A 19,794-nucleotide genomic window follows, 5' to 3' on the forward strand; every position below is an offset into this window, starting at 1 on the left:
TATAATTAATTAGAGGGGTAGATATGGATATAAGTAAAGCACTTAGGAAGCAAAAAAAATCTATTAAAAGGTTTTGGCTATCTATGGGCTTTATTTTTTTCATTTTGCCTACTACAGTCTTGTTAAATAGAACGTTTTCTTTTTTTATAATATTATATTTGTTTATAATTGAAATTTTGATAATTGTTGCGCTTATAGTACGTACTCATAAGGATACACTAAAATTTAAATATGATAATAAGTTAAGAATTCAAAATGGATTATTTAGGGGAAAATACTATATAGATTGCGAGAAAGTTGTTTTTGTTCATTGCATAGGGGAAGAAGATTTTAAGATACTTATTATTCTAAGATCTAGACTTAGAAATAAAAACATCAAAATGTTAGATTCAAAATTTTTTGAAAAATATGCTATTTCAAAAGGGCTAAGAATTAGTGCTACTCTAAATAATTTAGAGAAAAAATATTATTATATAATTATAAATAGAGGCGGATATAAAAAGTATGAGCTTATAGATACTATATATAGGTATTGTGTTAAAGCCCGCTTTACAGGTGAAGCTATAGAAAAAATAAAAGAATATAGAAGCAAATAGATAACAAAATGAAGAATAAACTCCCACTTTCTAAAATATTAATAAACTAGAAATGGGGGTATTAATTTGTTTGATAAGTTTATTATTATAGCAACTATAGCAGGATTATTTTCTTTATCTGGTACTATGATAGGGGCTTCTATAGGCATAATTAGTAAAAATCCATCACAAAGGATGTTAGGAAATATAAATGCTTTTGCATCAGGGCTTATGTTATCAATAGTTATGTTTGATCTGGTACCTGAAGCATTTACAAAAATTAATTTTTTTAGTGCAATTATTTTTTCTTTTATTGGTGTGTTAATAATTGTATTTATTGATGTCATAAGCTCTTCAAAGGGAAAATTTCACACCACTCATAGTAAAGTTGCTTTTATGGCGGCAGTAGGCCTTATGATTCATAATTTTCCTGAAGGAATTATAATGGGAGCGGGTTTTGTTGCTAGTGGAGATCTTGGGATTAAGATGAGTTTACTTATAGCAATTCATGATATTCCAGAGGGAATAGCTGTATCTGCACCATTAATGGTAGCAAGAGTAAAACGCTTTAAAATATTAGGTTATGCATTTATAACAGCCCTTCCAACGGTTATAGGTGGATGGATTGGCGTTCTTATAGGTAATGTATCCTCTCAACTTTTAGGTGCATGTCTTAGTATAGCTTCAGGAATAATGCTTTATGTAATTTTTGGTGAAATGCTTCCAGAAGCATTAAATTTACAAAAAGGAAGAGGCATAACATTTAGTATTTTTATAGGAATAATATTGGGGCTTGTAATTACTATTTTATTATAATAAAATACAAAGTAATGAATTTATAGAGTATTTATGTAAAGAAGGTAAATAGAATGAATACAAAAATCGAATTATTAGACAAAGAAAATCCTAATATTGAAATATTGAAGAAAGCTGGGGCGACGATATTAAATGGTGGGCTTGTTGCATTTCCTACAGAGACGGTATATGGACTTGGAGCTAATGCACTAGATCCAGAAGCTGTAAAAAAGATATTTATAGCTAAAGGGAGACCACAAGATAATCCACTTATTATTCATGTAGCTGATTTTAATATTGAAAAATTTGTGTTAGAAATACCTGATATAGCTAAAAAATTCATGAAAAAGTTTTGGCCGGGACCATTAACTATAATAATGAATAAAGCTGAAGTTATTCCTTATGTAACTAGTGCTGGTCTTGACAGTGTAGGGATAAGGATGCCTTCAAATAGTGTGGCTAGAGAACTTATAAGAGAAGCAGGAGTTCCTATAGCAGCTCCTTCTGCAAATATATCAGGAAGACCTAGTCCAACAGATATAGAAACTTGTGTTGAAGATTTGAATGGTAAAATTGAATATATAATTGGTGGAGAAAGATGTAATGTTGGACTTGAGTCCACAATCGTAGATTGTACTGTAGATCCACCTTGTGTTTTAAGGCCAGGTGGAATTACTTTAGAAATGTTAAGAGAAGTAGATGATAGGGTATACATAGATCCTGCCATAATGAAAAAGCCTGATAAAAATCTTAAGCCTAAGGCACCAGGAATGAAATATAGACATTATGCACCTAAAGCTCCTGTTAAAATTATTGATGGAGATTTGAATAAAAGTATTGCAAAAATAAAAGAAATGGTGCAAAATTATATAGACAATAATATGAAAGTTGGAGTTATGGCAACAAATGAGACTTTAAGTGAGTATTCTAATGCTTTAGTTAAGTCTTTAGGAAGTAGAAAAGATTTATATAGCATAGGAAAGAACTTATTTAAAGTATTAAGAGAATTTGATGATGAGAATGTGGATATAATATTATCTGAGTCATTTGAAGAAAAAGAGATGGGAATAGCTGTTATGAATAGATTAAAAAAGGCAGCTGGATTCGATATAATAAAAGTTTGAGGAGGTATATTATGCAGGTTTTATTCGTTTGTACAGGTAATACATGTAGAAGTTGTATGGCGGAATCAATTTTTAATTCAGTATCAAATTTAGATAATGTTAAAGCTATTTCTGCTGGTATTGCTGTTGTTCCTGGAAGTAAAACCTCAAAAAATACGTCTTTATTAATAAAGGAAAATTTTTCAATTGATTTAAGTGATAGGTATTCTGTTCAATTGAAAGAAGAAATGTTAAAAGAATGTGATTTAATATTAACTATGACAAGCTATATAAAAGATATATTAGTAGAAAGATTTCAACAGCATAAAGAAAAAATATATACTCTAAGTGAATATGTTAATTTTAAAGAAGACATAATAGACCCTTATGGTGGGGATTTAGAGGTATATAGGGATACTTTTGATATACTTAAAGAAGCTATATGCTTATTATTGAACAAAATAAAGGAAGATAATGGTATTTGAAATACTAGTATCTTCTTTTTTTGTGATAAAATATTTGAGGAGGATTTAAATATGAGAATAGCGATTGGTTCTGACCATGGTGGATTTCAATTAAAAAATGCGATTATAAAGCATTTAGAAGAAAAAGGTGTAGAAGTTAAAGATTTTGGAACATTAAGTGAAGAGTCTTGCGATTATCCAGATTATAGCTTGAAAGTTGCCGAAGAAGTAGCAACTAAAAGTTATGAATTTGGAATATTAATATGTGGTACAGGTATAGGCATAAGTATAGCTGCTAATAAAGTTCCAGGAATAAGAGCAGCGCTATGTAGTGATACTTTTAGTGCTCATGCAACAAGAGAACATAATAATGCAAATATACTTGCTATGGGTCAAAGAGTTGTAGGTGAAGGTCTTGCACTTGATATTGTAGATACATTTTTAAATTCAAAATTTGAAGGTGGAAGACATGAAAAGAGAATTAATAAAATTACAGAAATTGAAAAGAAATATTCAAAATAAGAATTTTGATTTATAACAAAATGAATAATTAAAGAATAGCTATAGAGATAATAAAGGTAGTTTAAAATAAATATTGTGAAAAGCAACATTTCATTTTAAATGTACCTTAAAATAAAATTATATATTTTAAAAAATTAGGAGGAATTTTTTATGAGTAAAGTAACTCAAATAGCACATCCGCTAATTTTGCATAAATTAGCTATAATAAGAGATAAGGATACAGGATCAAAAGATTTTAGAGAGCTTGTAGAAGAAATAGCTATGCTTATGGCTTATGAAGTAACTCGTGATTTCCCATTAAAGGAAGTAGAAATAGAAACACCTATTTGTAAAACAAAATGTAAAATGCTTTCTGGGAAAAAAGTTGCTATAGTTCCTATATTAAGAGCTGGACTTGGAATGGTTGATGGAATGTTAAAGCTTATACCAGCAGCTAAGGTTGGACATATAGGAATGTATAGAGATGAAGAAACATTAACACCAGTAGAATATTTCTGTAAATTACCTCAGGATATTCAAGAAAGAGAAATAATAGTAACTGACCCTATGCTTGCTACAGGAGGATCAGCAATAGATGCAATAGAAGCACTTAAAAAGAGGGGAGCGCAAAATATAAGATTAATGTGCCTTGTTTCATCTCCAGAAGGAATAAAGGCAGTTATGGATTCACATCCTGATGTTGATATATATGTTGCAGGTATTGATGAGAAATTAAATGATCACGGATATATAGTACCAGGTCTTGGGGATGCAGGGGATAGACTTTTTGGAACAAAATAATAAAGATTTAAATAACTCTTATTAAAGTACTAGAGGCTAAAATGACTAAGTAATATGAAATAACAGTTTTTTTAGTGTGAGAAAATCTTTCAATTAAAGAAAAAGGAACTCAATAAAAATTTAATTTTTTATTGAGTTCTTTTTGTCCTAAACAAGGATATAGTAAAATATAACTTTTAAGTTCAAATATTATTAAACTCTCAAGCTATTCAATTTTGAAAGTTCTTATTTTAGCCATTAGTAACTGGAAACTAGAGATTATCTTTTAATCCCTAGCACCTAGTAGCTGAAACCTAGAATAATGTTACAATGTAACATTATTCTATCATGGCACTTTAAATTATGTCGTTTATAGTATAAAATATAAGTAATTGTGCATTTTTATTTAGATTACGAATAAGTTCGAGAGGGTATATTATGGAAAGAATAGATAAACATAATTATTATTTAGATATTTGTCAAACAATATTAGAAAGAGGAACATGTCTTAGAAGAAATTTTGGGGCTATAATAGTTAAAAATGACGAAATAATGTCTTCAGGATATTCGGGAGCACCAAGAGGAAGAAAAAATTGTTCGGATTTAGGATATTGTAGAAGACAAGAACTTAATGTTGAAAGAGGAACAAGATATGAACTTTGCAGGTCTGTTCATGCTGAGCAGAATGCAATAATATCAGCAAGAAGGCAGGACATGATAGGAGGATCTATGTATCTTGTTGGAAAAGAGATGAATACAGGTGAGCTAGTGAAAAAAGCAGAACCTTGCTTGCTGTGTAAAAGATTTATCATTAATTCAGGAATAAGTAAGGTTATTGTTAGGGATACTCAAAAAGAATTTAGAATTATTAATGTTCAAGAATGGATAGATAATGATGATTCTTTAATAGGAAAAGGCACTTATTAAAGTTAGCAAAAGGAAGGTTAGAATTTAATTATGGATAACATGAAGAGTTTGATGATAGTTTCTACAGCAATATCCCTTATATTAACTCCTTTTATAAAGAAATTTGCTATTTACATAAAAGCTATTGATATACCTAAGGATGAGAGAAGAATTCATAAAAAGCCTATTCCTTTATTAGGTGGTGTGGCAATATATTTATCTTTTTTAATTACTATGTTTTTAAAAGAGGGAAGTCTTACTAAACAAGAAATTGGTATAATAATAGGTGCTACAGTCATTGTAATAGGCGGGTTAATAGATGATATAAGAGAAATTAAACCTTGGCAAAAACTTGCATTTCAAGTCTCTGCAGCAGTGATACTTATATTGTTTGAAGTTAAAATATCCATTATTACAAATCCTTTCCTAACTAATAGACTATTTATACGTTTAGAATGGTGGATATCTATACCTATAACTATTTTTTGGATTGTAGGTATTACAAATGCTATAAACTTAATTGATGGAGTAGATGGTCTTGCTGCAGGAGTAGCATTTATCTCTTCTATTACCATATTTATTATAGCTATGCTTAATGGTAGACAAGAAGCGGCTATATTAACAATAATTTTAAGTGGAGCTATTTTAGGGTTTTTACCTTATAATTTTAATCCAGCCTCCATATTTATGGGAGACACTGGGGCACAGTTGTTAGGATTTTTACTTGCTACTATATCTCTAAAGGGTGCCATAAAATCAGCTACTGCTTTTGCTATAGCAGTTCCTATTTTAGCTTTTGGAATTCCTATATACGATACGCTTTTTGCCATGATAAGGAGAAAAATAAATGGTAAACCTATTATGCAAGCTGATAGAGGACATCTTCATCACAGGCTTTTAGATATGGGTCTTAATCAAAAACAAGTAGTTATAATAATGTATCTTATAAGTGCTGTTTTAGGGGGGATATCTATAATAGCTATGCAGATGAGTACACAAAGATCATATTTTTTACTTACTTTTGTTATATTAGTAATAGTTTTATTAGCATGGAAATGTGGCTTTTTTAAACATAGAGAATAAAGAAAATTATAGATTGGGGTTGAATTTATGAGTAAGATAAAAGTTATGAGTATTTTTGGAACTAGACCCGAAGCAATAAAAATGGCGCCTCTTATTAAAGAATTAGAAAATCAAAAAAATATAGAATCAAAAGTGTGCGTTACAGCACAACATAGACAAATGTTAGATCAAGTTTTAGAACTTTTTCATATTAGGCCTGATTATGACTTAGATATAATGAAGGAAAATCAGAGTTTGAATGGTATTACTACAAGAGTTCTTGTAAATTTAGAAGCAGTTTTTGAAAAGGAAAATCCACATATTGTACTTGTACACGGTGATACTACAACAACTTTTGCAGCATCTCTTGCGGCTTTTTATAAAAAAATAAAGATAGGGCATGTAGAAGCGGGACTCAGAACTAATAATAAGTATTTCCCTTTTCCCGAGGAAATGAATAGAAAACTTACTGGAGCTTTAGCTGATTTTCATTTTGCACCAACACAAAGAGCTAAAGCTAATTTACTTAAAGAGGGAATAGACGAAAAGAATATATTTGTAACAGGGAATACAGTTATAGATGCAATGAAGTATACTATAAAAAATAATTATGTATTTGAAAATAATGAACTAAACAATATAGATTATGATAAGAAGATTATAATGGTGACGGCTCATAGGAGGGAAAATTGGGGAGAAGGTATTAGAAATATTTGTGAATCGCTTATTGAAATTGTTAATTTAAATAAAAACATAGAAGTGGTATACCTTGTGCATCCAAACCCAATTGTTAAAAAAACTACACAAGAAGTTTTAGGAAATATAGATAGAATTCATTTATTACCTCCATTAGATACAAAAGATACACATAATCTTATGAAAAAATGTTATATGGTTATGACTGATTCGGGAGGCATACAAGAAGAGGCACCTCATTTAGGAAAACCTGTTTTGGTATTAAGAGATGTTACAGAAAGAATAGAAGCTAAAGAGGCAGGTACTGTGAAGATAGTGGGTGTATGTAAGGATACTATAGTGAAAGAAGCTAATATATTATTAAGTAATGGTGAGGAATATTTCAAAATGAGTAGGGCAATAAATCCTTATGGAGATGGAAATTCATCAATAAAAATAGTCAACGAAATTTTACAAAATTTCCTATAGGAAAAAATAGTTAGAAAAATTGATAAAAAATAAACAAAGTTTCTTGATTAATCCAAAATAAAGGAGTATAATATAGATAAATTATTAACAAAGTGTCTATTAAATTTGGAGGGGATAATTATGAAAAATGTAGTTATAGCAAGTGCAGTTAGAACACCTGTAGGATCATTTGGGGGAAAATTAAAAGATGTAACAGCTGTAGAGTTAGGAAGTATAGTTATTAAAGAAGCATTAAATAGAGCTGGTGTAAAACCAGAACAGGTTAATGAAGTAATAATGGGAAATGTTCTTCAAGCTGGATTAGGACAAAATACATCAAGACAATCATCTGTAAATGCAGGTATTCCAGTAGAAGTTCCAACTTTTGCAATTAATAAAGTATGTGGATCAGGATTAAGAGCAGTATCATTAGCAGCACAAATAATTAAAGCTGGTGATGCAGATATAATTGTTGCTGGTGGAACAGAAAACATGTCAAGAGCACCTTATATCTTCGAAGGAGGAAGATGGGGACAAAGAATGGGTGACGGAAAAATGGTAGACGAAATGATTAAAGATGGACTATGGGATGCCTTTAATCAATATCATATGGGAATGACAGCTGAAAATGTTAATGAAAAATATGGTATAACAAGAGAAGAACAAGATGCATTTTCATTAAGATCTCAACAAAATGCTGAAAGAGCCATAAAAGAAGGAAGATTTAAAGATGAAATAGTTCCAGTAGTTGTAAAAACAAGAAAAGGTGAAGTTGTAGTTGACACAGATGAATATCCAAAATTCGGAACAACTGGAGAGAAATTAGCAAAACTAAGACCAGCCTTCAAAAAAGATGGATCAGTTACAGCAGGAAATGCTTCAGGAATAAATGACGGAGCAGCAGCTTTAGTAATAATGAGTGAAGAAAAAGCTAATGAATTAGGAATAAAACCATTAGCTAAAATAGTATCTTATGGTTCAAAGGGAGTAGATCCTTCAATAATGGGAGTAGGACCAATAGGAGCAACAGAAAAAGCATTAGAAAAAGCAGGACTAAAAATAGAAGATATGGATTTAATAGAAGCTAATGAAGCTTTTGCTGCACAAAGTATAGCAGTATCAAGAGAGTTAGGTTTTAATAAATTTATGGATAGAGTAAATGTAAATGGAGGAGCAATAGCAATTGGACACCCAATAGGATGCTCAGGAGCTAGAATTCTTGTTACATTATTATATGAAATGCAAAAGAGAGAAGAAGCTAAGAAAGGCTTAGCTACTCTTTGCATAGGTGGAGGAATGGGAACTAGCCTTATTGTTGAAAAATAAAATAACATACATTAGGATAAAATTGCCATTACGCAATTTTATCCTAATTAATAGTAACTATACACCATTATGTGATGGAAAGTAGACCTTAATGAAAAATTAAATTTTCATTAAGGTCCATTTTTATTTTAACAAGTTATATGATAAAAGCTTATTTTAGCTACTCATGAGTCATAACTGATTAATAGTTAATAGCTACTATATAAAAATGTTTTAAAACAATTATTAAAATTTTAAATATATCTATTTAAAAATATAAAAGCTATATATTTACTAGTGTCTAAAACTTTTTTTACTAGTAATAACTAACTTATTAAAAGGGGCTCTAATAAGGATTTATGGTTAATTTACATAATGTTTTTATAATATTTTAATTTAAATAAGAAAAATTACATTAAATTAAACAAAAAAAGTGAATAATAAGTATACATATAACTCAATAATTGAAATTAGTTGAATTAAGGTATTAATAAATAAAAATCGACGATTGGTCATAAACTATGCAAATTAAAATGTTTTCATAATAATTTAAAAAACACTTAAAAATTATGAAAAAGGAAATAATGTTAAGATAAAAATTCAAAAACATAAAAAATACTAATAAAAGAGAGATTATAAGAAGAAACATACATAATATCTATAATTTGATGAAATTTAAAGAAATATTAAGAAATTTGGATATAAATGAGGTTTGAATATGAAAATATAGGTACTATAATAAAGTATATTATACTTAATGTTGGAGGAAAAATGAAAAAGGCAGAAGAGCTATCTTACATGATTAGAAAAATAACTTACATAGATATACTTATGATGACAATAATACTCATTGCTTTTTTTACAAGTAATAACAAATATATACTTTTTTTTCTCTTAGGTTATATATTAGCTATTATAAATTTTTATATAAATACTTATACAATAAATTATGTATTTTTAGGGAAAAATATAAATCGTACTTATTTAGTTTCTTTAAGTTATTTTTTTAGAATAATTTTAGCAGCAATAATAGGAACACTAATATTTAAACATAATAAACTTAATGTAATACCTTATATTTTAGGTTACAATGCTCATTATATATCTATTTTAATATATTCACTACAAAATAAGGATGAGAGGATGTGAGCTTATGGATATGGGATCCAAACCATTAAATAATTTTTTAGGACAAAATTTTGGAGTTACTGAAGCTATTGTGATTCAATGGATAATAATAGCTATAATTTCAATAATAGCCATAAGTGTGACAAGAAATTTAAAAAAAATTCCAGATAAGAAACAAAGTGCAGTTGAAGTATTTGTAAGTTTCATAAATAAGTTTGTAACTGATAATATGGGAGAAGAATGTAAAAATTTTATACCTTATATAGGTACGTTAATTATTTTTTTATTAATAATGAATATGGTTGGACTTATAGGAATCGAACCACCGACTAAAGATTTTAGTGTAGTACTTGGAATAGCCTTAATTACATTTATAGTTGTTCAAGCATATGCCATTAAAAAGCAAGGTATTAAGCACTATTTCATTGGATATGCTAAACCTATAATACCATTACTTCCTATAAATATAATGGAAAGAATAATGTTACCAATATCTTTAACTTTAAGATTGTTTGGGAACATGACCGCAGCTGTAGTAATTATGGAATTAGTTTATGAAACACTGGGAAAAGCACCCTTTGGAATAGCTCAATTAGGAATTCCAGTACCACTTCATTTTTACTTTGATGTGTTTGATGGTGCTATTCAAATGTTAATTTTTGTTATGTTGACTATGATAAATATCAAAGTAATATCAGAACATTGATTCAGTCACAATAATTGTGATGTATATAAATTAAAACCAAAGACATAGGAGGAAAGAAATATGAATATTAGTTCAGAAGCATTTGTAGCTGGAATGTCAGCTATAGGAGCAGGGTTAGCTGCTTTAGGATGTATAGGTGGAGGAGTAGGAACAGGAAATGCTACAGCTAAAGCTGTTGAAGGTGTTTCAAGACAACCAGAGGCAAGCGGAAAAATTATGAGTACGTTAGTAATTGGTGGTGCTCTATCGGAAGCAACTGCTATTTACGCTTTCCTTATAGGATTATTATTAGTATTTAAAGTAACATTATAGAGATAATCCCCAAAGTTATAAGCTTGAAGGGAGGCTTTTACAAGGAATGAAAATAATAGATATACGAATAATTATATACACTTTAATAAATTTTGGAATTTTATATTTTATACTAAGACATTTTTTATTTAAACCTGTTAATGATACTATAGATTCAAGGAAAAATGAGATAGAAAGCAATATAAAGAAAGCAGAAGAAGATAAAAAAAAGGCAGAAATTTTCAAAGTAGAGAGTGAAAAAGAAATAAGAGACGCAAAAACTCAAGGAAAAGAAATAGTTCAGCAATACAAATTAAAGGCGGAAAAAGTATCTGAAGAAATAATGTCCGAAGCTCATATAGAAGCAGAGAAAATTATGGAGAGATCAAATAAGGAAATTGAAAGACAAAAAGAAAAAGCAGAAGATGATATTAAGCAAAATACTATAAGTTTAGCTATAGAGTTATCTTCTAAAGTTTTAGAAGAAACTATAGATGAGGAAAAACATAGACAACTTATACAGGATTTTATTGCTAAGGTAGGTAATTAGTTATGTATGAATATCTTGATAGAAGATATGCTCTAGCATTATATGAGGTGGCTAAGGAAAAAGATAAGGTAGACGAATATATACAAGAAGGAAAAGAAATTGTAGAATTATTAGAAGGTAACGAAGAAATACAAAAAATTATTAAACATCCAGAAATAAGTACATCTAGAAAAAAAGAATTATTTATAGAGATATTTAAAGGCAAAATATATGATGATTTATTAAGTTTTATACTTTTGTTAATAGAAAAAGATAGAATTCTTTATATGAAACAAAAAATTAAAGAGATGGAAAAAATTCATCTTCAATACGAAAATAAAGTTGTTGCCCATGTTAAAACAGTAATTCCTCTAAATGAACAAGAAAGAAAAGATTTGACTATAAAGTTAGAAAACAAATATAACAAAGTGATAATACTAAAAGAAGAAATAGATAAAGAGCTAATTGGAGGAATGTATGTTAGAGTTGGGGATGATGTAATTGATGGAAGTATAAAATCAAAGTTTGAAGAAATTAAAAATTTAGTAATAAGTAGATAGACTTAGATTGGAAAAGAGGTGAGCCTATGAATATTAGACCTGATGAAATTACTTCAATAATAAAAAAGGAAATACAAAAGTATGAGAAGAAAATAGAAACAGTAGATTCTGGTACCATTATTCAAATAGGTGATGGCGTAGCTAGAGTTTATGGATTAGAAGATTGTATGGAAGGGGAACTTTTAATATTCCCTAACAATATATATGGTATGGCTCTTAACCTTGAGCAAGATAATGTTGGATGTGTTTTATTAGGATCAGAAAAAGGAATTAAAGAAGGAGACATAGTTAAAAGTACAGGGAAAGTAGTTGAAGTACCTGTGGGAGAAGCATTAGTTGGTAGAGTGGTTGACTCTTTAGGAAATCCTCTTGACGGAAAAGGTCCTATAAAAACTACAGAAACAAGGCCTATTGAAGTGGAAGCTCCTGGAGTTATTCAGAGGCAATCAGTTAAAGAACCGCTTCAAACAGGTATTAAATCAATAGACTCTATGGTTCCTATAGGAAGAGGTCAAAGAGAACTTATTATAGGAGACAGACAAGTTGGTAAAACAGCAATTGCCATAGATACTATATTAAATCAAAAAAACAATAATGTTAAATGTATATATGTTGCTATAGGACAAAAGCAATCTACTGTAGCACACATTGTAAATACGTTAACTGAAATGGGGGCTATGGATTATACAATAGTAGTATCATCTACAGCTTCAGATTCTGCCCCTCTTCAATTTTTATCTCCATATGCAGGATGCAGTATGGGTGAATATTTTATGAATAAAGGTGAGGATGTTCTTATTGTATATGATGACTTATCAAAGCATGCAGTATCTTATAGAACAATGTCATTATTACTAAGGAGACCGCCTGGAAGAGAAGCTTATCCTGGAGACGTATTTTACATTCATTCTAGATTATTAGAAAGAGCTGCTAGACTTTCTGATAAACTAGGAGGGGGATCTTTAACAGCTTTGCCTATAATAGAAACTCTTGCAGGAGATGTTACAGCATATATACCAACTAATGTTATATCTATTACAGATGGTCAAATATTTTTAGAAACAGAACTGTTCTATTCAGGACAAAAGCCAGCAGTAAATGCAGGTATATCAGTTTCACGTGTTGGAGGAAATGCTCAAATAAAAGCAATGAAGCAAGTATCAGGGACTTTAAGGTTAGAACTTGCACAGTATAGAGAGTTGGCTGCATTTGCACAGTTTGGTTCAGATCTTGATAAAGAATCAAAATCAAGACTTGAAAAAGGTAAGAGATTAGTTGAGATATTAAAACAGGATCAATATAATCCTATGTCAGTAGAAAAACAGATAATTATTTTATATGCTGCTGTTAATAATTATTTAGCTGATGTGAAAGTATCGGAAATTAAAAAATTCGAAAAAGAATTTTTAGAATATGTTGATACCCATCATAGAAATTTAGGTAAAGAAATTTTAAAAGAAAAGCAATTAACAGATAGCATTAAAGAAGAACTTAATAATGCTATAGAAGAATTTAAAAAAATATTTTTAGCTTAAAGAGATTTTATCTTTAGGAGGTGAAGTATGGCAGGAGCAGGGTTAGTTGCTATAAAACGAAGAATAAAATCAGTTAATAATACTAAAAAAATAACGAAAGCTGTGAGTCTTGTTGCCACCTCTAAACTTAGAAGAGCGAAACAAAATTTAGATATAAACAATAATTATTATAATCATTTAAAGAAAATTATGTCTCGCGTATTAAAAGACAGAGAAAGGGAAGAAAATATATATATTAATGGTAATGGTAGTAATAAAAAAATATATATTGCCCTTACATCTGATTCAGGGTTATGTGGAGGATTTAATGTAGGAGTAGTTCAAAAAACTGTGGAAGCAATATTAAAAGATAAAGACAATTCATCCTTAATTGTAGTAGGTGAAAAAGGAAGAACGCATTTTAAGAAAATAGGATATGAAGCTTTAGCTGAATATGTTGAAATTCCAGATATCCCTACTACTAAAGAAGCTAAAATTATTATAGATAAAGCATTTAGTTTATATAAAAATAAAGAGATTGGAGAAATAAATGTAGTTTATACAGAATTTATTTCTTCTGTTAAGCAAGAAGTGGTTATAAGAAAAATACTTCCATTTGAAGGAACTTTGCCTGATGATGAAGAAAATTATGATACTTATATAGAATATGAGCCAGAAAATTATAAATTCCTAAATAATATTTCTAGTATTTTTTTAATGCAGACCATGTTAAATATTATGTTAAATTCTAAGGTAAGTGAGCAAAACTCAAGAATGACTGCTATGGACGGAGCTACTAAAAATGCAGATGACATATTAGAAAAGCTTAATTTAAAATACAATAGAATTAGACAAAGTGCAATAACTCAAGAAATATCAGAAATAGTTGGTGGTGCAGAGGCACAAAAATAAGTAAAAAGGGAGGTGCATTATGGCAAATAATATTGGCAAAGTCGTACAGGTCATAGGACCAGTTATAGATATAAAATTTGATTCAGATAATCTTCCTAATATATATAATGCAGTGAAAATACAAATGGACGATAGAGAACTTATTGCAGAAATCGAGCAACATATAGGAGATGATATAGTAAGAGCTATAGCTATGGAACCAACAGAGGGTTTAAAAAGAGGTAGAGAAGCTATAGATACAGGCAATCCTATATCGGTACCTGTTGGTAACCAAACTCTTGGCAGACTATTTAATGTATTAGGAAGGACAATCGATGAGGTAGGCGGATTTGAAGCAACTGAATATCAACCTATACACAGAGCAGCACCAAGTTTTGCAGAACAATCTGTTGAGCCTGAAATGTTTGAAACAGGTATTAAGGTAATAGATTTAATAGCACCTTATCAAAAAGGTGGAAAAATAGGGTTGTTTGGCGGTGCTGGTGTTGGGAAGACCGTTCTTATACAAGAGTTAATTAATAATATAGCCAAAGAACATGGTGGATTATCAATTTTTACTGGAGTTGGAGAGAGAACTAGAGAAGGAAATGACCTTTATTATGAAATGAAAGAATCTGGTGTTATTGATAAAACAGCATTAGTATTTGGCCAGATGAATGAGCCGCCTGGAGCTAGAATGAGAGTAGCGCTAACAGGACTTACTATGGCAGAACACTTTAGAGACCAAGGACAGGATGTACTTTTATTTATAGATAATATATTTAGATTTACACAAGCGGGTTCTGAAGTATCTGCTTTACTTGGAAGAATACCAAGTGCTGTTGGATATCAACCTACCCTTGCAACAGAAATGGGAGCTCTTCAAGAAAGAATAACATCTACAAAACATGGATCAATAACATCAGTTCAAGCTGTATATGTTCCAGCAGATGACTTAACAGATCCTGCTCCTGCAACCACATTTTCTCACCTTGATGCTACTACAGTTCTTTCAAGAAGCATTACTGAACTTGGAATATATCCGGCTGTAGATCCTCTAGATTCTACTTCAAGAATATTAGATGCGAGGATAATTGGAGAAGAGCACTATGAAACGGCTATGAAGGTTAAGCATATACTTGAAAGATATAAAGAACTTCAAGATATAATAGCTATATTAGGTATAGATGAATTATCAGAAGATGATAAATTAATAGTATCTAGAGCAAGAAAAGTTCAAAGATTTTTATCACAACCATTTACAGTAGCAGAACAATTTACTGGTATGAAGGGGAAATTTGTACCTGTAAATGAAACAGTACGAGGTTTCAGAGAAATAATAGAAGGTAAACATGATAGCTTGCCTGAATCTGCATTTTTATTTGTGGGAACTATAGATGAAGCTATAGAGAAAGCTAAATCTATATCATAAGATTAGGAGATTGATATAATGGCAGAAATTATTAAACTATCGATTATTACTCCAAGTAAAGAATTTTATAAAGGAGAAGTAATGGAATTAAATACAGAAAGTTTAGAAGGAAAGATAGGGATTTTGCCGAAACATTTACCTTTAGTAGCTATATTGAAACCTACTATTTCTGAGATTATAGATGAAAAAGGAGAAAGAAAAAAATTTTTTTCATCTTCAGGTATTTTAAAGGTATTAGAGAATGAAATTATAATGCTTTTAGATGCATGTGAATGGCCAGAAGATATTGATGCAGACAGAGCTGAAAAGTCTAAAGCAAGAGCAGAAAAAAGGTTAAGTGAAAAAAGTGATATTGATATAGATAGAGCTAAGCTTTCTCTTTTGAGATCACTTATGAGAATTAAAATAAAAGAAATATAAATATAAAGTAAAAGATGGTTCGAATAATAAATTTATTGTTCGAACCATCTTTTACTTTATCACACTTTAGTGCCAATTTTTATATATTAATAATATATTTAAAGTATAATTTACAGATTTAAAGTTAATAATCTAAGGATAAAGGTAGGTGGGTAATAATGTCAAAAAAGGTTAAAGTATCTATAATAATGTTCATTTTTTTATCAATTATATTAAACTATAAAGTTTCTTATGGATGTAAAAATTTGGATTTATTTAATTCTATACTTGATGAATCTAAAGGTTATGTAGAAGAATATGGAGTAAAAACTCATTTTAAAACTTACAAAAATGGACAAGAACTTTACAATGATTTTATTACTCAAATAAGTAAAGAATATAAAAGTTATAGTGGAGAAGTTTCCAGAGATAAAAGTAATTTTATAATAAGATTTCAAGATGAACACAGCAAAGGGCATATAGAATTTAATATTGGTAGTGAAGGAAAAAATGTATCATTACAAATTATACAAAAAAACCATAAGAATAATTTACAGAATCTAAAAGATAAAATTGAAAAAACAATTACTCCTATGACAAAAGAAAAAACACTATGCAAGACATATTTAAAGGCTAAGCTAAATGATAAAGATAATATAAGCGATATTAATGGAAAAATAGTTAGTAATCTTAAAAATGAAGGAATAACAGATGTTTCTACAATTAAAATTGAAAATGGGTATAGTTCATCAGCATATACTGGAAAATACAAAGCTATAAAAAATGGAGATAAATTAATTGATTTTAATTTTGCAGTATGTAAATATTCATCAGGAAATTATATTATTATTGGAACCCCAGAAATATTTGTACCATATTAGCCAAAGAACAGTGGAATGGAGAGGATGTTATGAAAGAAATATTAGTTAAGGGTGGTAGAAGATTAAATGGAGAAATAGATATAAGCTCTGCTAAAAATGCTGTACTTCCTATTATTGCGTGCAGTATGTTGTGTGAAGAGACTTGTGTAATAAATAAAGCGCCATTGCTTAAAGATGTTTTTGTTATATGTGATGTTTTGAGATCTGTTAATTCGAATATAACTATTGAAAAAGATCGTATAGTTATTGACAATTCAAATTTAAAAAATATTGAACCTGATAGTGAGCTAGTAAAAAAAATGAGAGCATCTTTTTTAGTGATGGGACCTATGATTTCTAGATTTGGTAAATTTAGAATATCTTTACCGGGTGGTTGTAACATAGGCACTAGACCCATTGATTTGCATTTGAAGGGGTTTAGCGCATTGGGGGCAGAAATAAAGCTAGGGCATGGTTATGTAGAGGTTTGTGCTAATAAGTTAATAGGAAATAGAATATATTTAGATTTTCCTTCTGTAGGTGCTACAGAAAATATAATGATGGCAGCTATTTTAGCTGAAGGAGAAACTACAATAGAAAATGCTGCAGGAGAACCTGAAATTCAAGATTTAGCAAATTTTTTGAATTCTATGGGAGCAAAAATAAGTGGAGCAGGTACAGATAATATTAAAATACAAGGAGTAAAAAAATTAAGAGGAATAGAATATACCCCTATACCTGATAGAATAGAAGCAGGTACTTATATGGTGGGAGCTGCAATAACAAAAGGTAAAATAAGGATAAACGGTATTAAAGAAGAACATCTGAAGCCTATTATCGCAAAGTTGCGAGAACTAGGGGTGTATATAGAAAGCTTAGGAGATAGTATAATAGTAGATGGTGATAGAGAATTTAACCCTATTGATATTAAAACTATGCCTTATCCAGGATTTCCTACAGATATGCAAGCTCAAATGATGAGCCTATTATGTACTATAAAAGGAACTAGTTTAATAACTGAAACCATTTTTGAAAATAGGTTTATGCATGTAGGAGAGCTTAAAAGAATGGGAGCAAATATAAAAATAGATGGAAGATGTGCTGTAATTGAAGGAGTAGATGTGCTTACCGGATGTGATGTTAAAGCAACAGACTTGAGAGCTGGAGCAGCTCTTATAATTGCTGCACTTGCTGGGGAAGGATATACTAAAGTGGGAAACATATATCATATAGAAAGAGGATATGTTGATATAGATGGGAAGTTTAGAAAATTAGGTGCCAATATTGAGAGGGTTGAAGTTGAATAAAATATAGAAATTGTTAATAATAATGAAAAAGCAGTAATTTAAATATGTATAATCAAGCTATGTAGAATGAATAAAAAGTCTATGTAGCTTGTTTTATTTATTAGTCTAAATTTCAATGAAGTTAATGTTACTTAAAATATTTAATTTATTTATTGGGTATTTTTTAATGGCAAAGATAATACAAATATAATGTACTAGTAGAGTAAAAAAGATTCTTGATTTTATTTACAGATTTTACTCAATTTAAAAGGTAAGAAGTGAATTGAAATTTAGATTTTGTGTGGAGCGCTTACTCATCTCAATATGTGAAGACGATTTTCCATTAAGTTTTTATCTAGAGTTATATCATCGTTTACTCTCACTTTAAGGAAGAGAGGGTATTAGAATGAATACACCATTGGATAAATTTATTTTTGATTTAAAAAGGTTAGGGGACAACTATATGAAAAAAATTTTTTTGAGTATTGGTATATTTATATGTTTTACATTAATTTTATCAATATTGATTGTTGGCATTGATAATAAAACTCAAATAAAACAGAAAAATAGTAAAAACAATCAAACAAAAACATTGCAAGAAAAAAATACTATACTAGATAACTATAATATAAAAGATTTAGATATAGATGTGTATATTACAAAAGATAAAAAAGTAAAAACAATGAATATAGAGGAATATGTTATGGGAGTTGTGGCTGGTGAAATGCCTGCTAATTTTCATCCTCAAGCATTAAAAGCTCAAGCTGTAGCGGCTAGGACGTATGGACTTGCTCACCTAGAAAAATTTGGAGCATCAAAAAAGGCAAAATCTACTGAGGGGGATGTTAATGATACTATTGCCTTTCAAGTATATATGAATAAACAAGATAGAATGGATTCATGGCCTGAAAAACATGCAGAGGAATATTGGAATAAGTTAAAAACTGCAGTGGAAGAAACAGAAGGAGAAGTCTTAGCTTATGATAATAAATTAGTTATGGCACCTTATTATTTTTCTACAAGTAGTGGAAAGACAGAAGATGCTGTGGATGTTTTTGGTAAAGAGATTCCATATTTAAAAAGTGTGGATAGTCCAGGAGAAGAAGAGGCTAGTAAATATAAATCTCAATTTAGATATACTTATAATGATTTTATTAATAATTTAAGCAGTATAGTACCTAAAGACAAATTAGTACCTAATACATTGAAAGAGCAAGTTAAAGTATTAGAAAGAAGTAAGGGGGGAAGTGTAAAAAAAATAAGAATAGTAGATAAGGATATTAGTGGTGTTAAGTTTAGAAGTTTATTTGGTTTATCTTCTTCAAACTTTTCTATAGAATTTGAAGAAAGTAGCATTTGTATCAACTGTAATGGGTATGGTCATGGTGTAGGAATGAGCCAGTGGGGAGCATACTCTATGGCAAAGCAAGGGAAAAAATATAAAGACATATTAAAGCATTACTATAATGGAGTAGATGTTGTAAAACTTAATATAAGAAGATAAATTTGTAAAAACGGACTTTTATAGGTCCGTTTTTTATTTATAAGCAATTTAAATAAGGAA

At 29.5% G+C, this 19,794-nt stretch carries 22 protein-coding genes; all 22 read left to right on the forward strand.

Annotated features, from left to right (window positions below; all coding sequences use genetic code 11):
* Positions 1–23: 23 nt before the first annotated feature.
* A complete protein-coding gene (locus OW729_RS09130) occupies positions 24–596 on the forward strand; it encodes a hypothetical protein (protein ID WP_268061186.1) in 573 nt (190 codons plus the stop codon).
* Between the two features lie 66 nt (positions 597–662).
* Positions 663–1,391, forward strand: a complete 729-nt coding sequence (locus tag OW729_RS09135) for a ZIP family metal transporter (protein WP_268061187.1) — start codon at positions 663–665, stop codon at positions 1,389–1,391.
* Positions 1,392–1,444: 53 nt separating this feature from the next.
* Positions 1,445–2,494 carry an L-threonylcarbamoyladenylate synthase gene (locus tag OW729_RS09140; RefSeq protein ID WP_268061188.1) on the forward strand — a complete coding sequence of 350 codons (1,050 nt, stop codon included), beginning with the start codon at positions 1,445–1,447 and terminating at the stop codon, positions 2,492–2,494.
* 11 nt (positions 2,495–2,505) lie between these two features.
* Positions 2,506–2,958, forward strand: a complete 453-nt coding sequence (locus tag OW729_RS09145) for a low molecular weight protein arginine phosphatase (RefSeq protein WP_268061189.1) — start codon at positions 2,506–2,508, stop codon at positions 2,956–2,958.
* A 51-nt stretch (positions 2,959–3,009) separates the two neighbouring features.
* Positions 3,010–3,459, forward strand: coding sequence for a ribose 5-phosphate isomerase B (rpiB, locus tag OW729_RS09150; protein ID WP_268061190.1), 450 nt, complete (start codon positions 3,010–3,012; stop codon positions 3,457–3,459).
* Between the two features lie 150 nt (positions 3,460–3,609).
* Positions 3,610–4,239 carry a uracil phosphoribosyltransferase gene (gene upp / locus OW729_RS09155; protein ID WP_268061191.1) on the forward strand — a complete coding sequence of 210 codons (630 nt, stop codon included), beginning with the start codon at positions 3,610–3,612 and terminating at the stop codon, positions 4,237–4,239.
* A gap of 417 nt (positions 4,240–4,656) precedes the next feature.
* Positions 4,657–5,145: a deoxycytidylate deaminase gene (locus tag OW729_RS09160; RefSeq protein ID WP_268061192.1), complete on the forward strand. Its 489-nt coding sequence runs from the start codon at positions 4,657–4,659 to the stop codon at positions 5,143–5,145.
* Between the two features lie 30 nt (positions 5,146–5,175).
* Positions 5,176–6,207, forward strand: a complete 1,032-nt coding sequence (locus OW729_RS09165) for an MraY family glycosyltransferase (RefSeq protein ID WP_268061193.1) — start codon at positions 5,176–5,178, stop codon at positions 6,205–6,207.
* Positions 6,208–6,234: 27 nt separating this feature from the next.
* Positions 6,235–7,350, forward strand: a complete 1,116-nt coding sequence (gene wecB / locus OW729_RS09170) for a non-hydrolyzing UDP-N-acetylglucosamine 2-epimerase (protein ID WP_268061194.1) — start codon at positions 6,235–6,237, stop codon at positions 7,348–7,350.
* 120 nt (positions 7,351–7,470) lie between these two features.
* Complete coding sequence (locus OW729_RS09175) at positions 7,471–8,655, forward strand: acetyl-CoA C-acetyltransferase (protein WP_268061195.1); 1,185 nt, start codon at positions 7,471–7,473, stop codon at positions 8,653–8,655.
* A gap of 750 nt (positions 8,656–9,405) precedes the next feature.
* Complete coding sequence (locus OW729_RS09180; protein ID WP_268061196.1) at positions 9,406–9,783, forward strand: ATP synthase subunit I; 378 nt, start codon at positions 9,406–9,408, stop codon at positions 9,781–9,783.
* Between the two features lie 10 nt (positions 9,784–9,793).
* On the forward strand, positions 9,794–10,468 hold the full coding sequence (locus OW729_RS09185; protein WP_407647658.1) for a F0F1 ATP synthase subunit A: 675 nt from the start codon (positions 9,794–9,796) through the stop codon (positions 10,466–10,468).
* A gap of 60 nt (positions 10,469–10,528) precedes the next feature.
* Positions 10,529–10,780 carry an ATP synthase F0 subunit C gene (gene atpE, locus OW729_RS09190; RefSeq protein WP_268061198.1) on the forward strand — a complete coding sequence of 84 codons (252 nt, stop codon included), beginning with the start codon at positions 10,529–10,531 and terminating at the stop codon, positions 10,778–10,780.
* A gap of 46 nt (positions 10,781–10,826) precedes the next feature.
* Complete coding sequence (locus OW729_RS09195) at positions 10,827–11,309, forward strand: F0F1 ATP synthase subunit B (RefSeq protein WP_268061199.1); 483 nt, start codon at positions 10,827–10,829, stop codon at positions 11,307–11,309.
* Positions 11,310–11,311: 2 nt separating this feature from the next.
* Positions 11,312–11,848 (forward strand): F0F1 ATP synthase subunit delta, encoded by a 537-nt coding sequence (locus tag OW729_RS09200; RefSeq protein WP_268061200.1) that lies wholly within the window; start codon positions 11,312–11,314, stop codon positions 11,846–11,848.
* 26 nt (positions 11,849–11,874) lie between these two features.
* Complete coding sequence (gene atpA, locus OW729_RS09205; protein ID WP_268061201.1) at positions 11,875–13,383, forward strand: F0F1 ATP synthase subunit alpha; 1,509 nt, start codon at positions 11,875–11,877, stop codon at positions 13,381–13,383.
* A gap of 27 nt (positions 13,384–13,410) precedes the next feature.
* The gene (gene atpG / locus OW729_RS09210; RefSeq protein WP_268061202.1) at positions 13,411–14,274 is read left to right on the forward strand and encodes an ATP synthase F1 subunit gamma; all 864 of its coding nucleotides are present in this window, start codon (positions 13,411–13,413) and stop codon (positions 14,272–14,274) included.
* A 19-nt stretch (positions 14,275–14,293) separates the two neighbouring features.
* Positions 14,294–15,685, forward strand: coding sequence for a F0F1 ATP synthase subunit beta (gene atpD, locus OW729_RS09215; protein ID WP_268061203.1), 1,392 nt, complete (start codon positions 14,294–14,296; stop codon positions 15,683–15,685).
* Positions 15,686–15,703: 18 nt separating this feature from the next.
* Positions 15,704–16,105, forward strand: coding sequence for a F0F1 ATP synthase subunit epsilon (locus tag OW729_RS09220; protein ID WP_268061204.1), 402 nt, complete (start codon positions 15,704–15,706; stop codon positions 16,103–16,105).
* A gap of 158 nt (positions 16,106–16,263) precedes the next feature.
* Entirely contained in the window at positions 16,264–16,965 is a 702-nt protein-coding gene (locus tag OW729_RS09225) for a YwmB family TATA-box binding protein (RefSeq protein ID WP_268061205.1), read from the forward strand.
* Between the two features lie 29 nt (positions 16,966–16,994).
* The gene (gene murA / locus OW729_RS09230) at positions 16,995–18,251 is read left to right on the forward strand and encodes a UDP-N-acetylglucosamine 1-carboxyvinyltransferase (protein WP_268061206.1); all 1,257 of its coding nucleotides are present in this window, start codon (positions 16,995–16,997) and stop codon (positions 18,249–18,251) included.
* A gap of 442 nt (positions 18,252–18,693) precedes the next feature.
* Positions 18,694–19,734, forward strand: coding sequence for a stage II sporulation protein D (gene spoIID, locus OW729_RS09235; protein WP_268061207.1), 1,041 nt, complete (start codon positions 18,694–18,696; stop codon positions 19,732–19,734).
* The last annotated feature ends 60 nt before the right edge of the window (positions 19,735–19,794 follow it).

Source organism: Clostridium brassicae (genome assembly GCF_026738875.1).
Classification (GTDB): Bacteria; Bacillota; Clostridia; order Clostridiales; family Clostridiaceae; genus Clostridium_H; species Clostridium_H brassicae.

Excerpts from the sequence above, each read along its gene's own strand:
- OW729_RS09130 (WP_268061186.1), top strand. The coding sequence starts at position 24 with ATGGATATAAGTAAAGCACTTAGGAAGCAAAAAAAATCTATTAAAAGG.
- OW729_RS09140 (WP_268061188.1), top strand. The coding sequence starts at position 1,445 with ATGAATACAAAAATCGAATTATTAGACAAAGAAAATCCTAATATTGAA.
- OW729_RS09145 (WP_268061189.1), top strand. The coding sequence starts at position 2,506 with ATGCAGGTTTTATTCGTTTGTACAGGTAATACATGTAGAAGTTGTATG.
- rpiB (WP_268061190.1), top strand. The coding sequence starts at position 3,010 with ATGAGAATAGCGATTGGTTCTGACCATGGTGGATTTCAATTAAAAAAT.
- upp (WP_268061191.1), top strand. The coding sequence starts at position 3,610 with ATGAGTAAAGTAACTCAAATAGCACATCCGCTAATTTTGCATAAATTA.
- OW729_RS09160 (WP_268061192.1), top strand. The coding sequence starts at position 4,657 with ATGGAAAGAATAGATAAACATAATTATTATTTAGATATTTGTCAAACA.
- OW729_RS09165 (WP_268061193.1), top strand. The coding sequence starts at position 5,176 with ATGGATAACATGAAGAGTTTGATGATAGTTTCTACAGCAATATCCCTT.
- wecB (WP_268061194.1), top strand. The coding sequence starts at position 6,235 with ATGAGTAAGATAAAAGTTATGAGTATTTTTGGAACTAGACCCGAAGCA.
- OW729_RS09175 (WP_268061195.1), top strand. The coding sequence starts at position 7,471 with ATGAAAAATGTAGTTATAGCAAGTGCAGTTAGAACACCTGTAGGATCA.
- OW729_RS09180 (WP_268061196.1), top strand. The coding sequence starts at position 9,406 with ATGAAAAAGGCAGAAGAGCTATCTTACATGATTAGAAAAATAACTTAC.
- OW729_RS09185 (WP_407647658.1), top strand. The coding sequence starts at position 9,794 with ATGGGATCCAAACCATTAAATAATTTTTTAGGACAAAATTTTGGAGTT.
- atpE (WP_268061198.1), top strand. The coding sequence starts at position 10,529 with ATGAATATTAGTTCAGAAGCATTTGTAGCTGGAATGTCAGCTATAGGA.
- OW729_RS09195 (WP_268061199.1), top strand. The coding sequence starts at position 10,827 with ATGAAAATAATAGATATACGAATAATTATATACACTTTAATAAATTTT.
- OW729_RS09200 (WP_268061200.1), top strand. The coding sequence starts at position 11,312 with ATGTATGAATATCTTGATAGAAGATATGCTCTAGCATTATATGAGGTG.
- atpA (WP_268061201.1), top strand. The coding sequence starts at position 11,875 with ATGAATATTAGACCTGATGAAATTACTTCAATAATAAAAAAGGAAATA.
- atpG (WP_268061202.1), top strand. The coding sequence starts at position 13,411 with ATGGCAGGAGCAGGGTTAGTTGCTATAAAACGAAGAATAAAATCAGTT.
- atpD (WP_268061203.1), top strand. The coding sequence starts at position 14,294 with ATGGCAAATAATATTGGCAAAGTCGTACAGGTCATAGGACCAGTTATA.
- OW729_RS09220 (WP_268061204.1), top strand. The coding sequence starts at position 15,704 with ATGGCAGAAATTATTAAACTATCGATTATTACTCCAAGTAAAGAATTT.
- OW729_RS09225 (WP_268061205.1), top strand. The coding sequence starts at position 16,264 with ATGTCAAAAAAGGTTAAAGTATCTATAATAATGTTCATTTTTTTATCA.
- murA (WP_268061206.1), top strand. The coding sequence starts at position 16,995 with ATGAAAGAAATATTAGTTAAGGGTGGTAGAAGATTAAATGGAGAAATA.
- spoIID (WP_268061207.1), top strand. The coding sequence starts at position 18,694 with ATGAAAAAAATTTTTTTGAGTATTGGTATATTTATATGTTTTACATTA.